The sequence below is a fragment of the Thiocapsa sp. genome (genome assembly GCF_035467215.1).
GTDB lineage: Bacteria > Pseudomonadota > Gammaproteobacteria > Chromatiales > Chromatiaceae > Thiocapsa.
Genome location: NZ_DATITZ010000168.1, coordinates 1 through 13,000 on the forward strand (window position 1 = coordinate 1; position 13,000 = coordinate 13,000).

Sequence of the window (13,000 nt, forward strand, 5' to 3'; positions counted from 1 at the left end):
CGCGCGCAGCCCGCACCCGGACTACGCAGATGTGAACGGCAGCCATGATGGCGAAACCAAGATCCCCGCGTGGGAGATGATCCGCTTCTCGATCAACATCATGCGCGGCTGCTTCGGCGGCTGTACCTTCTGCTCGATCACCGAGCATGAGGGCCGCATCATCCAGAGCCGCTCGGAGGAGTCCATCCTGCGCGAGCTCGAGGAGATCCGCGACCGCACCCCGGGCTTCACGGGCACCATCTCGGATCTCGGCGGACCGACCGCCAACATGTATCGGCTCGCCTGCAAGGATCCGCGCATCGAGTCGTCCTGCCGGCGTCCGTCCTGTGTCTACCCGGACGTCTGTCCGAACCTCAACACCGATCACGCCCCATTGATCCGGCTCTATCGTCGCGCGCGCGCCATCCCCGGCATCAAGCGTGTTCTGATCGCCTCCGGGTTGCGTTACGACCTGGCGGTGCGCTCGCCCGAGTACATCCGTGAGCTGGTCACCCACCATGTCGGCGGCTATCTCAAGATCGCCCCCGAGCACACCGAGGCCGGACCGCTCAGCAAGATGATGAAGCCCGGCATCGGGACCTACGACCGCTTCAAGGAGCTGTTCGACCGCTATTCGCGCGAGGCGGGCAAGGAGCAGTACCTCATCCCCTATTTCATCGCCGCCCACCCGGGCGCCAGCGATGAAGATATGATGAATCTTGCACTCTGGCTCAAGCGCAATGGCTTCCGCCCCGACCAGGTCCAGGGGTTTCTGCCCACACCGATGGCGACCGCCTCGGCCATGTATTACTCGGGTCGCAACCCGTTGAAAAAGGTCACGCGTGATTCGGAGCGGGTCCCCGTGGTGCGCAAGCAGCGTCAGCGGCGTCTGCACAAAGCATTCCTGCGCTACCACGATCCGGAAAATTGGCCGCTGTTGCGCGAGGCACTGAAGGAGATGGGCCGTTCCGATCTAATCGGCAACGGCAAGCGTCACCTGGTGCCGGCCTTTCAACCCGCCGGCACGGGTCTGTCGCCGGAGGGTCGCCGTCGTCCCGGTCGCACGCCCGTGCGACATCGTCGAGAGACGAAGGCTCAACCGTAAAATATATCGCGATAGGCCGTATAGATCGCGATCGTCAGGACAGGCACGACAACCAGGAGCCCGAGCATCAGGGGCAGGGCACCGAGGGTCACCAAGACCATCGCGACCAGCCCGTAGATCAGGAAAGGCAGGATGTTCTTGAGGCAGCCGGAGAAGCTCAGCCCGAACGCCTTGAGCACCGGGACCTGGTCGAGTGCGACCAGGCTCGGGGCGAAAAACATGGCCATCGCGAGCGGGACGCCCAGCAGCATCGCCACCAAGACGGGCAGGAGGACGATCGGGTTGGCGAGGAAGATGCCGATATCGTTAGGGGTTGTCGACCCGACTCGCCGGGCGCGGTGGGCTCATCCCTCGATTGGCAAGGTAGCGCTCCACGACCACTCCGCAGGCCTGACAGATGCCGGTGAGCGCGGAGACGGCCTCGGCGCCGCACTTCGGGCAGCGTGTCGGATCGTCTTCGGGGCTGGTATCGGGTCGATCGTCCCTTTGCCGTCTCCCGTCGAGCCGAGACGATGTTTCGGCGCCGTTGGGTTGCAGCGCCGACGGCGCGACGACCTTGTCCGTTTGGCTGCCCGCGGGTGCCGGTGCCGTGTTTGTCGTGGATTCTGGCTCGATGGCCACCCTCAGTCCGATGGTGCTCAGGGCGTCCCGATAGCGCTGAGCCTCGCCGGTCGTCAAGCTGTGCTTCAACACCCGACCGGCTCCGCCGAGGATCAGATCCCGCGCGGTCTCCTCCTGAAGCTTGAACTTGGCCGCCAGCCGCGGCACCACGTCCTGCAACGCATGGCCGGGCATCAGCTCGCCGGTGTAGAGGATCCGATAGCGTCCTTCCATCGTGGTTCTCCTGGATGGCAGTGGTACGGAAGCGGTTCGGCCGAACCCTGTCGAGCAGACCGCCGCACGGACCGGAAGCCGGCCGCCCGCGCAGCTCGCTTAAGCGGTCAGGCGTCTCAGCCAGGCGAGGATGCCCGGCTCGGCTGCCCAGACGTCGCGCATCGCCTCGCGGTACATCCACGCCTGGTCGTCGCCGCCGGGGAGGGCATCGGGCGGGGTGAAGCGCGGACGCTTGATGCGCTTGCGGGTCAAATACTGCGGGATTCTCGGCAAGCGGTTGACCGCGGTCGTCAAGACCAGGCGTGCCCTGTCCTGTCGCCCGAGGCGGTAGAGTGCCAGCACCTCCCCGTAGGCGAGATCCGCCAGTCCATCGTTCGGAAAGCGTCGGGCCAACGCCAGCGCGAGCTCGTCCTTGCCGTCGCGTAGATAGTGATTCATGAGCTCCGCGCGCACGCCGTGGTTGTCCCGCGGGTTGAGCCGCAGCAGGGTCTCGAGCGTTCGCGCCGCACCGTTCGGCTCGTCTTCGTCGATCTGGCAGAGATATTGTCTGAAGAGCAGCCGCAACGCCGGGCGATTGGGGGGCGCAGACCAGGGAATATGCTGGGGCGCGTCGTCGGGCAGGACCTGATCCAAAATGCTCCGCGCGCGCTCGAGGAGCGGACGCAACAGGAGATGGGAAATCCACGGCAATGCGCTCTCGGGATGCAGATAGAGCGCGGTCGCGAGATCGTCCAGCACCTCCAGACTGTCGGCGAGTGCCGGGTTCGCTTGCAGGTGATCGAGCCAGTCGGGGGTCGACCAGAGGTCGACGTCCTCGTCGGGAACGAGCCGGGTGGACGCGGGCTTAGCCCACGGAAAGACCGACTTCCAGTCCGTTTCGAGGTGGCGCACCGCAGCCGGGGCGCACAGTCGTGCCGGGGCGGGGCCGTATCGCGAGGGGCTGAAGTCGGCGTCTTCGTCGGCGCCGTCCGGGACCGGGGCATCGATGTCGTCGAACAGCGCGAGCTGACCCGGCAGCCACCCGGGTGCGTGGATATTCAGCGGCTCCAGGCGATAAACGGGCAACGGACGGGCCTGAATCAGGGTGATCCAGTCGTGAAGATCGAGTAGGACCGGATCCAGTGCATCCGAGTGGCTGTCCACGAGTGCTTCTTGCGGATCCTCGACGGCACGGTTGAGGAAATCCAGGACACCGGGATGCGTGAACCCGATCTGCCGAAATCGGAAGAGCCAGAAGCGGGCGCGCTCGCGGGCGATCCAATCCTTGTGCTGGGCCGCTAGGAGCGTGATCTCGAGGATCGCCGTGCCGGGATTGTCCGGGTCGCTGCGCAACGCGGCCGTGAAGGCGGCATCGGCCTCGGGGAAATCGCCGTCGTCGATCGCCATCGTGCAGCGTCGCTGCCAGGCGGCGGCCCGCAGGGGGCGGCTGCCCTCGGCGCAGATCCGGGCGAGGAACGCCTCCTTCTTGCGACCATGGCCGAGTCGATCGTAGGCATCGCAGAGGATGTCGATCGACGGCTCGAACTCACCGTCGAGGTCTTCGAGCGATCCCGCAAACAGGGGTTCCAGGAGCGCCGCGGCGCGCTTGGGACGATCCTGCGTGAGCCAGCGATCGGCGATGCGGGCAAGGAGAGGCTCCGGAACCGCGTGCAGTTCGAGCGCCTCGCGCAGCCCGTGCTCGGGCAGCTCGTCGAGCAGGATCTCCCAGACCAGATCGCTCGACAGCTCCGGCACCTCGTCGATCGCTCCGCAGCACTCGCCGTAGGGGCTACCGGAGCCGCAGGAACAAGGTTCCTCGGGGGGGTGGGGCGTCATCAAACGGGTCTGAAAGGCATAGCTCGGTTGCGGGGTCGCGTTCCAGATTGCCGTTCCGAGGAGATTGGCGAGTCGCCGCCGCTCGACCTCGTCGATCTCGCTTCCGGACAACCCGAGCATCTCCGGGAGATGCCCGCGCGCCCAGGCGAGAAAGCTGTCGGGATCCGGGGCAAGCAGGATCTGTCGCACTGAACGCTGAATCACCTCTTCGAAGCGTTCGGTATCGGCCATGTCGTGGTCCAGCATCGCGATCTCCTCCGTCGGATGGAGGCAGTTTGGGGATGCGCCCGCCGGGGATGACTCTGTCGCGCGGCGGATCCTGCATGATTTGATTGTAAACCCTCTCGGGTCGGCTGTGTCGATGACCTGAAACAGTTGAACGCGCCAACGGCGGGCAGCCATCACGGTTCCGAAAAAATCACCCGCCCCGAGTATAGTTGCGGCATGTCCGTTCCCGATCACCCCCATGACTGAGCACAAGGTCCGAATCTTCGTCTCCTCCCCGTCCGACCTGGAGCATGAGCGTGCCCTGGTGAAGGATGTGATCGAGGCGTTGGCCCAGGAATATCTCCCCTATTTCAGCCTCCAGGCCGTGCTTTGGGAGGAGGAGGCGCTGACGGCCGCACAGAGTTTTCAGGCCGGACTCCTGCGCCCTTCGGAATGCGAGATCGTGCTGGTGATGCTCTGGACACGGCTCGGCACGCCGCTCGCCGATGACCCCTACGAGGGCATGACAGGGACGGAGTGGGAGTTCGTCGACGCGGTGCGGGAATCGGCCCGCACGGGTACCCCCGAGGTCTTGGTCTACAAGAAGACCGCGCCGCGCATGGTGGACGTCAACAATGCGGAGGCGACCCGCGAGGCGCTCGCCGACCGGCATCGACTCGAAGAGTTCTTCCGCACCCACTTCTTCAACCCGGACGGCAGTTTCAGCCGCGCCTTCAGACAGTTCGGCAACGACCGCAGCTTCCGCGAGCTGCTCGAGACGCAACTGCGCAAGCTCCTGAACCGACGCATCAGTGCGGAGCGGCGCCTGGCCTCCGATGCAGCCGACTGGCGCGGGAGTCCCTTCCGCGCCGGTGAGCCGTTCGAGGTGGTCGACGACCGCGTCTTTACCGGTCGCGAGACCGAGACGCGCGAGCTGGTGACGCGCCTGGAGGCGCTGCAAGGCTCCGGGCGCGGACTGCTCTTGTTGAGCGGTCCGAGCGGGGTGGGCAAGAGCTCGCTGATCCGCGCCGGGCTGCTGCCGCGTCTGATCCGGCCCTTTCTTTTCCCGGGCATTGCCGGGTGCCGCTGGGGTTTCGTGGATCTGGAGGATCGCGACCCGATCGAGGCCCTGGCCGTCGCCCTCGCCGCGCCAGGTTTGCTGGGGCCGGCGCTGGATGCCTTCGGGCTGGATGTCGCTCGCTTGACGCGATTGCTGGTCAGCGAGCCCGAGGTCGCCGCGGATCAACTGCTGGCCGCGCTCGCTCAGTTGGCCGATGACCCGGCGAGCAGAAGCGACGGAGCGAACGGGCGTTTGCAGCTCGCGATCATTGTCGATCCGCTCGATCGCCTGTTTACGGAGTCGCTGCGGGGAGCGTCACGAACCCGGTCTTTCTTCAAGGCGCTGGTCCTGCTTGCTGCCCGCGACGACGTCTGGGTGATCGCCTCGCTGCGCAGCGACTACCTGCGCCACCTCGGCGAGATGCCCGAGCTCGCGGCGCTCCTGGATGAACAAAGCTGGTTTCGCCTGGAGCCGCCGCCCGCGGCGCGGATCAGACAGGTCATCGAGATCCCCGCGCGCGTCGCCGGCATCGAATACGAGGGAGTGGCCGGCGGCGGACGCGGCCTGGTCGAGGCGCTGGAATCGGAGGCGAGCCTACTCGAGCACTGGCCGGCCGTCCTCGAGCCCTTGCTGGACGAGCTCTACAGACGCGCGCGAGACGGCTCCGGCGGTGCGGAAACCAACCGGAATCCGCCTCTGACCCTCGCCGATTATCGCCGTGTCGGCGGACTCTCCGGCTCCCTGCTGCGCCGTGCCGACGCACTCTGGGAGGCGTTGGATCCCGAGACCCGGGACGCGCTGCCGGTGCTCTGCCGCAGCCTGATCGCCCTCGAGGGCGGAGGCGCATCCGCGCTCGGCGCACGCCGCGGCGACCTGCTGACCGTGACCCGTCATCCGGCGGTCGGCAGGCTCGTGGAGTTGCTCATCGAGGCTCGCCTGTTGGTTGCCGAGGGTGTGGCCGATCCCTCCGCGCGGCTCGGTTGCACCCAGGAGGCGCCGCGCCTCATGGACGATCTGCGGCGCATCATGATCCAGACCGGGGAGGAATGGCGCGAGCGGCTGCGCAGCAGGCGCGGCACAGTGGGGCGGGATGTGTCGGTGCCTTCGGACGGCGATTTCGAGGTTGTCCCCGATGCAGCCATCCTGGCTCCGGACGTGGAGCGCGGCGAGGACCCCGACGCCGTGCCCGTCCTGCACTGGGAGGACTACCGTGCGCTCGCGAGTTTTATCCATCCGGCCCTGTTCGAGCAGTGGTTCCCGATCCGCGATTGGGTCGCCGACCCGAGCAACCGCCGCGATCTGATCCTGCGCTATCAGATCTCCCGCCAAGCGCGCCTATGGAGGCGCACCGACTGCAATCGCGAATATCTGCTCGGAGAGGCCGGCTATGCCGCGGCGCGGCGCTTTGCGGATGACTACGGCGAAGAGCTCGAGCCCTTGGAGCAGGAGCTTCTCGAGCACTCGCGTCAGCATCTGGTGCTGCAGCGACGGCGCAACCGATGGGCTCGTCTCCTCGGCCTGACCCTGGCCGCACTCCTGGTCCTTGCCACCGGGGCGGCCTTCTGGGCTTGGGACGCCTCGCGCGAGGCCACCCTGAATCTCCAGCGCAGCCTGCTCAAGGCGGCCGATCTCGCCGTGCGGCAGGGCAACACGCCCGAGGCGGTGCGACTCGCTCTGAATGCCGGTCCCTATCTGCCCGAGGCGGCGACCGATACCCTGAGCCGCGCCTTCACCACGAACCGCATGATCGCGATGGTCCAGTCCGAGGTCATGGCGGGCGACCAACCGCTGCCTCCGGCGTTTCGAGACGACGGCGAGCGCCTGGTCACTCAATCGCGGGGCGAAGGTGTGCAGCTCTGGGCGCTGCGCGCGCTGAGCTATCAGCCCGAGGCGCACCTCTCCGGTCCGCAGACGCCGATCCATTCGGTCCGTTTCGTCGGCAGCGGCGAGCCGCAGATCATCCTGGGGATCGGCGAGACCGGTGTTTGGCGCCTCCCGGCCGAGCCCGGTCGGCCTCCCGACTGGAGCTGCGGTGCGCGCCCGGACAGCCCGATCGCACTGGATCGCGACGGCCGTTTTCTCGCCATCTCCCACGGTGCGCCGCAGGACCGCTATGCCGTCTGTCTCCTGGATCTGGGCCGGCCCGGGGCAGCGCTCTGGGACGTGCCCGTACACGCGAGCGAGGTGCGCAGCATCGCCTTTGCGCCGGACGGGGAGCTGCTCGTCACCGCCTCGCGCGACGGCACCGCACGCGTGCTCGAGACCCGCACGGGCAACGAACGGCTGGTCCTGCCGACCGGCGGCTCGCTCGGCAGGCCGGCCAACGATGCCCGATTCGACCCCGCGGGTCGGCGGATCTCCGTGGCGTCCGCGGACGAGCGGATCCGCGTCTACGACCTCGACGGCGGCGAGCTTGCCGAGCTCGGTGTGATCGAGCGTGACGGCCGACGGATTCGCATCCACAAGTCCGCGGTGCGCGAGGCGGTGTTCTCGCCCGGCGGACAGTACCTGATCGCCGGAGACGACACCGGGCAGGTGGTGCGCTGGGATCTCGAAGGCCGCAATGCCGAGGTCCTCGGGCATCACGACCTGAGCGTGGAGCACGTAAGGGTGTCGCCGGGCATGGACGACGAGGATCGCGAGCCACTCGTGCTCAGCGCATCCCTCGACAAGACCGCGCGCCTCTGGGGTCTACTCTCCGGAAAGGAGGTGGCGGTCTTCAGTCATGACGCGGCGGTCACGGATGCCCGCTTCAGCGCCGACGGTCGCCGGGTTCTGAGCTACTCGGATCCGGACGGCTCGGCGCGACTCTGGTCGGTCAAACCGACCGAGACCCTGGCCTTCCATCTCCCCAGCGCCGATCACGTCTGGCATCTGGCGATGGCCGAGACGCCTGTAGCGTCGGATGCCCTATCGCCCGATTCCGGAGACCCAGGCGCCGGGCCGAAGGAGTCGGGGTCGGTCATGCTCGCTACCGCCGCCTTCGACGGAAGGGTCGAGGTCTGGCAGTACGATCGTCGCGACGACGCGCCCCCGCCGGTGCGGATCTGGACCCTGAGGGGGCACGAGGGGCGTGTGCGCCGGGTCGCCTTCTCGCCCTCGGCGGACCGGCTGGCAAGCGCAGGTCACGACGGCACCGCCCGGGTCTGGGATCTGAGCAGCGGCGGTGGCTGCCGCCTGGAGGTCTCCGCCGACGGTTCATCCTGCAGCTCGGATAGCGGACGCACCTGTCCGAACGTCCATCAGGCCCTGTTCGCCCCCGACGGACGCTGGCTTCTAACGACATCGAGCGATCCCGCCGAGCCGGTGCGTTTCTGGGATCCGCTCGCCTGCGCCCCGCTGGACGGAGCGCCCCGGTGGGGCGAAGGCGGAAGCGGGGTTCAGGCCGCAGCGGTCTCCGAGGGCCCGGATGGAGCCACACTGGTCGCGACCGGCGACGACGGCGGCGGTGTCCGGATCATGCGGATGGACAGCACCGGCGGCTGGACACCGGTGTGCGCCGCACAATGGCATACGGACACGGTGACGGACGTCGCCTTCTCCCGGGATGGTCGGTGGCTCGCGACATCGAGCGAGGACGGCAGTGCGGCCCTGGTGGCGCTGACGGACGGCGGCTGCGCATCCCCCCGGTATTTGGAGCCCCAGGCCGGCATCCTCTACAGCGTCGCATTTGCACCGGATAGTCAGGCGCTCGTCACCGCGTCGTTGGACGCGAAGGCACAGGTTTGGGCCTTGGACGGCTCCCTGCTCGCAAATCTCGTCGGGCACAAAGATCGGATCTACGGCGCCAAGTTCAGCCCGGACGGACGCTGGATCCTGACCGCCTCGCGTGACGGCGCGGTGCGTATCTGGATGCGTCCCACGCGTCCGAGCCCGCTGCCGGAGGAATCCTTTCTGACCCTCGACGGCGATCTCGGCGGCGTTGCCTACGCGGACTTCAGCCCCGACGGACATACCATCGGCGCCGCCTACTGGGAGAACGCCACCCTGCTCTGGCGTCTCTGGACCGAGGAGACCGAGCCAGACCGTCGCCTCGAGTCGATCTGGGGCCGGGACCGCGCGCGCCTTGCCCTGATCCGCGAGGCCGCGCGCTTCAAGAGCGAGAATCGGCTCGACCGGCGCGAGCGCGACATCTCGGATGCGGCACCTCAGGTCGAGTAGTCTCGCCGCCTGCCGCCTGCCGGCCTCGCTTTCGTTGTCGTAGACGAGTTTCGATACGACAACGACAACAACAACGACAACGACAACGAACGGTCTCGACACATCTGCCGTGCCGCACGAAGGTGATTTCCAGGAATCAACATCCCAACTGCGTAGAGGATCGGCCGGCGTTGACGCCGACGGTCGTCGCGAAGCGGCGACCCGCCCGATCGGATGTGCAAGGAAGGATCGACATGTCGATGCACATTCAGGCGCACCTCAGGTTCCTTCAGGTTGTGCGGGCATGCGCAGTCGGGGTGCTGATTTCCGGAAATCACCTAACCTCTCGGGCGCGCTCGCGTCCGTCCGCTCAAGCGAACGAGGATTCACCATGAGCCGTACCCCCGTCCTCTCCTGTCTGCTCGGCGCCTTGCTCGCATCCTGCGCGACCCAAGCCGCCGCCTTCAAATGCATGCCGCTCTACGGCAATTGGTGCGGGATCGGGTATCCGGTCGCGGGATTCCCGCCGCCGGTGGATGCCTTCGACGCGGCCTGCATGCGCCATGACCTCTGTACCGCCGGTCCCGCTCCGGAACAGGCCTGCGATGTCGCCTTCGTCGGCGAGCTGCACGCCGTCGCCGCCCAAGTCGGTTATCTCCCGCGCCCGTTGCAATGGGCCGAGTACGTCATCCGGGTGAAGGCCGGCGGCCCCGTCGGCGGTATGCCGATGCCCTCGCCGTTCGACGCCTTCGGTCTCATGTCGAGCGTTGCCGCGCCCTGTTGGTGAGCGCCGCTCGGACGCGGCGCGATCGACCGGAGTCGGTTCAACCTAGGTTCAATGCTGCGATGCTGGGGCCGGGTGTGTTGCGCGATGTGCGACTGCCAGCTCTTTCGCCGCGTCGAACTCGGCGTCGGTCATCTGGCTGCCGATGATGTTGCGTAATTGATCGGCGTCCGTGTCGCCCTGCGCGATGGCCAGCGACAACCAAAAATGCGCGCGGGCGAGATCGATCTCGACCCCCCGCCCCTCGGCATAGATGAGGCCCATTGCATACTGAGCGTCCATCTCTCCGCGCTCCGCGGCTTCGCGAACGCGTGCGACCTTCGACGGGTCGTTGCGCAGCAGGATCAGGTCCTTGAGGTAGTTGTTGTCGGCCATGCTGTCGATTCGGATTCTTGGGTGCAGGATTCGCATCAGTATAGAGCAACCTTTTCGCCCTCGCGGCCGGCCCCGAGCCCACCGGACTCGCCTTCGCACGGCTCGGGTCTGCAGGTCGCGCGGCGGTTCGATATGTTGGATTTGGCCGAGCCTCGATCCGAGCTGATACCATTGCGCCCGCGGACACCGACGTTCCGAACGCCATCCATCCAGTCTCGACGACACCGACGGTGAGTCTCCATGCCCCTGATCAAACCTTTCGCGGCGCTCCGGCCGGCCCCCGCGCATGCCGCGGACGTGGCCGCTCCGCCCTACGACGTGATGAGTGCTGCGGAGGCACGTCGGATGGTCGAAGGGCGGCCTTGGAGCTTTTTGCACATCTCGCGCCCCGAGGTCGATCTGCCCGAGGGTACCGATCCCTACAGCCCGCCGGTCTATGCCAAGGCACGCGAGAATCTCGATCGGATGCTGGTCGAGGGCCTGTTGGTGCGCGACTCGTCGCCCGGCTACTACCTCTATCGTCTGACGATGGGCGCGCATCGCCAGACCGGTCTGGTGGCGGTCGCTTCGATCGACGCCTACGACACGGATCGGATCAAGCGTCATGAGCTCACGCGCCCCGTCAAGGAGGACGACCGTGTGCGCCAGATCGACGCACTGAACGCGCAGACCGGGCCTGTGTTGCTTGCCTGCCGGGCGCGACCGGACATCGATGCCCTGATCGCCGGTCTCGTCGCCGGCTCCGCCGAGACGGACGTCACCGCACCCGACGGGATTCGCCACGAGTTTTGGCCGATCATGGACGAGCGCCCGATTGCCGAGCTGACCGCCGCCTTCGAGTCCCTGGACGCGCTCTATATCGCCGACGGCCACCACCGCTGCGCCGCGGCCTCGCGCGTCGCCGCCATGCGCCGCGCCTCGAACCCGGATCACACCGGGGCCGAGCCCTACAATTTCATGCTCGCGGTGATCTTCCCTCACGATCAGATGCGGATCCTGGACTACAACCGCGTGGTCAAAGACCTGCACGGTCACAGCGTCGAGTCGCTCATGCAGCGTCTCTCGGTGGCGTTCGAGATCGAGGGCGCACCAGGTCCGGTCGCTTCCGAGCGTCCCGGCGAGTTCGGGATGTACCTTGCCGGTCACTGGTATCGGCTGACGCTCGATCCGGGGCGGATCCCCTACGACGACCCGGTCGGGCGGCTCGATGTCAGCCTGCTCCAAGACAACCTGATCTGCCCGATCCTCGGCATTCAGGACCCACGGCGTGATGACCGGATCGATTTCGTCGGCGGCATCCGTGGCCTGGAGGCGCTGTCGGCGCGGGTCGACTCGGGCGAGATGGCGGTTGCCTTCGCGCTTCACCCGACGCGGATGGAGGATCTGATGGCGGTCGCCGATGCCGGCGAGGTGATGCCGCCGAAATCGACCTGGTTCGAGCCGAAGCTGGCGGACGGACTGGCGAGTCATCTGCTGGCGGATTGATCCCGCAAGGATCCTCTCGACACGAGGCCCGCAAAGGGGCGCGCCGCATCCTTGGGCTCGGCGGTGCGTCGAGTCTTCGTCAAAGATCCAGCCCGCACGTTTTCTTTGCGCCCTTCGTGCCTTTGCGTTTCAAAGTCGGGGATTTGAGGGTCAAACACCTCAAACCGCCCGCCGCTAAGAGAGTCGCTCCACACCATGGTCAAACCCACCTACAACCTCCCCGAGTCGCAGTGCGACGACGACGAGGCGATCCGTCACTGGCTCGACGGGTTGGCAAGCCATTATCCGACCGAAGAGCTCAAGCAGATCGCAGGCGCCTGTGCGGCGCTGACCCGTTGCCGCGGCGATCGGCGTATCGAGACCGGCGAGACCCACGTGCGTCACGTGCTCTCGACCGCCGACATCCTGGTGCGCCTGCGCATGGACTTCGAGACCCTGATCGCAGCCTTGCTCAACGGCTGTCTGGATCAGGGCGACCTCACCGAAGCGCAGCTCGATGACCGCTTCGGCCCGGGGATTGCTCGGATGGTCGGAGATCTCGCCCGCATCGGCCAGATCGCCAACGTCGACGCCATCATCGCCGCCAAGGATCAGGACGAGCACGAGGAGAACCTGCGCCGCCTGCTGCTCGGCATCGCCGAGGACGTGCGGGTGGTGCTGGTGGTGCTCGCCGAGCGTGTCCACCTGATGCGGGCCATCAAGGACCTGGAGCCGGAGCGCCGCGCCAAGATCGCGCGCGATACCCAGCGCATCTATGCCCCGCTCGCCAACCGTTTGGGCATCTGGCAGGTGAAGTGGGAGCTCGAAGATCTGAGCCTGCGCTATCTCAAGCCCGACGAGTACAAACGCATCGCCAAGCTCTTGGCCGAGCGCCGCGAGGAGCGCGAGGACTACATCGCGACGGTCATCCAGACCCTGTACGACAAGTTCGGCGAGGCCGGCATCCAAGCCGAGATCACCGGACGCCCGAAACACATCTACAGCATCTGGCGCAAGATGCAGCGCAAGGAGGTGGAGATCGCCGAGATCTTCGACCTGCGCGCGGTGCGGATCCTGGTCGGGAGCATCGCCGATTGCTACGCCGCACTCGGGCTTGTCCATGGACTCTGGAGGCACATCCCCAAAGAGTTCGACGACTATATTGCGACCCCCAAGGGCAATATGTACCGGTCGTTGCACACCGCGGTGGTTGGACCGGAGGAAAAGCCCCTGGAGG

General features: G+C 66.8%; 9 protein-coding genes. 5 read left to right on the forward strand and 4 right to left on the reverse strand.

Annotated features, from left to right (window positions below; genetic code table 11):
- Nucleotides 1-1,084, forward strand: a 1,084-nt coding sequence (locus VLR48_RS09400) for a DUF3362 domain-containing protein (protein WP_325291533.1), incomplete at its 5' end; no start/stop codon positions are given.
- On the opposite strand, the gene VLR48_RS09405 is transcribed toward VLR48_RS09400, so the two are convergent.
- From VLR48_RS09405 to VLR48_RS09415, 3 genes are all read right to left on the reverse strand, one after another.
- Nucleotides 1,075-1,335, reverse strand: coding sequence for a BPSS1780 family membrane protein (locus VLR48_RS09405; RefSeq protein WP_325291534.1), 261 nt, complete (start codon nucleotides 1,333-1,335; stop codon nucleotides 1,075-1,077). The genes VLR48_RS09400 and VLR48_RS09405 overlap by 10 nt on opposite strands.
- Before the next feature lie 55 nt (nucleotides 1,336-1,390).
- On the reverse strand, nucleotides 1,391-1,918 hold the full coding sequence (locus VLR48_RS09410) for a hypothetical protein (RefSeq protein WP_325291535.1): 528 nt from the start codon (nucleotides 1,916-1,918) through the stop codon (nucleotides 1,391-1,393).
- A gap of 99 nt (nucleotides 1,919-2,017) precedes the next feature.
- Nucleotides 2,018-3,979: an SEC-C domain-containing protein gene (locus VLR48_RS09415; RefSeq protein WP_325291536.1), complete on the reverse strand. Its 1,962-nt coding sequence runs from the start codon at nucleotides 3,977-3,979 to the stop codon at nucleotides 2,018-2,020.
- A 220-nt stretch (nucleotides 3,980-4,199) separates the two neighbouring features.
- On the opposite strand from VLR48_RS09415, the gene VLR48_RS09420 reads away from it, so the two are divergent.
- On the forward strand, nucleotides 4,200-9,161 hold the full coding sequence (locus tag VLR48_RS09420) for an AAA family ATPase (RefSeq protein WP_325291537.1): 4,962 nt from the start codon (nucleotides 4,200-4,202) through the stop codon (nucleotides 9,159-9,161).
- A 370-nt stretch (nucleotides 9,162-9,531) separates the two neighbouring features.
- Nucleotides 9,532-9,927, forward strand: coding sequence for a hypothetical protein (locus tag VLR48_RS09425; protein ID WP_325291538.1), 396 nt, complete (start codon nucleotides 9,532-9,534; stop codon nucleotides 9,925-9,927).
- Nucleotides 9,928-9,975: 48 nt separating this feature from the next.
- On the opposite strand, the gene VLR48_RS09430 is transcribed toward VLR48_RS09425, so the two are convergent.
- The gene (locus tag VLR48_RS09430) at nucleotides 9,976-10,299 is read right to left on the reverse strand and encodes a sel1 repeat family protein (RefSeq protein WP_325291539.1); all 324 of its coding nucleotides are present in this window, start codon (nucleotides 10,297-10,299) and stop codon (nucleotides 9,976-9,978) included.
- A 240-nt stretch (nucleotides 10,300-10,539) separates the two neighbouring features.
- Between VLR48_RS09430 and VLR48_RS09435 the strand changes: the two genes are divergently transcribed.
- Complete coding sequence (locus tag VLR48_RS09435; RefSeq protein WP_325291540.1) at nucleotides 10,540-11,784, forward strand: DUF1015 domain-containing protein; 1,245 nt, start codon at nucleotides 10,540-10,542, stop codon at nucleotides 11,782-11,784.
- A 195-nt stretch (nucleotides 11,785-11,979) separates the two neighbouring features.
- On the forward strand, nucleotides 11,980-13,000 hold a 1,021-nt coding region (locus VLR48_RS09440; RefSeq protein WP_325291541.1), incomplete at its 3' end, for an HD domain-containing protein.

Coding starts and splice junctions, on each gene's coding strand:
- VLR48_RS09415 (WP_325291536.1), bottom strand. CDS start 3,979: ATGCTGGACCACGACATGGCCGATACCGAACGCTTCGAAGAGGTGATT.
- VLR48_RS09425 (WP_325291538.1), top strand. CDS start 9,532: ATGAGCCGTACCCCCGTCCTCTCCTGTCTGCTCGGCGCCTTGCTCGCA.
- VLR48_RS09435 (WP_325291540.1), top strand. CDS start 10,540: ATGCCCCTGATCAAACCTTTCGCGGCGCTCCGGCCGGCCCCCGCGCAT.
- VLR48_RS09420 (WP_325291537.1), top strand. CDS start 4,200: ATGACTGAGCACAAGGTCCGAATCTTCGTCTCCTCCCCGTCCGACCTG.
- VLR48_RS09405 (WP_325291534.1), bottom strand. CDS start 1,335: ATGCTGCTGGGCGTCCCGCTCGCGATGGCCATGTTTTTCGCCCCGAGC.
- VLR48_RS09410 (WP_325291535.1), bottom strand. CDS start 1,918: ATGGAAGGACGCTATCGGATCCTCTACACCGGCGAGCTGATGCCCGGC.
- VLR48_RS09430 (WP_325291539.1), bottom strand. CDS start 10,299: ATGGCCGACAACAACTACCTCAAGGACCTGATCCTGCTGCGCAACGAC.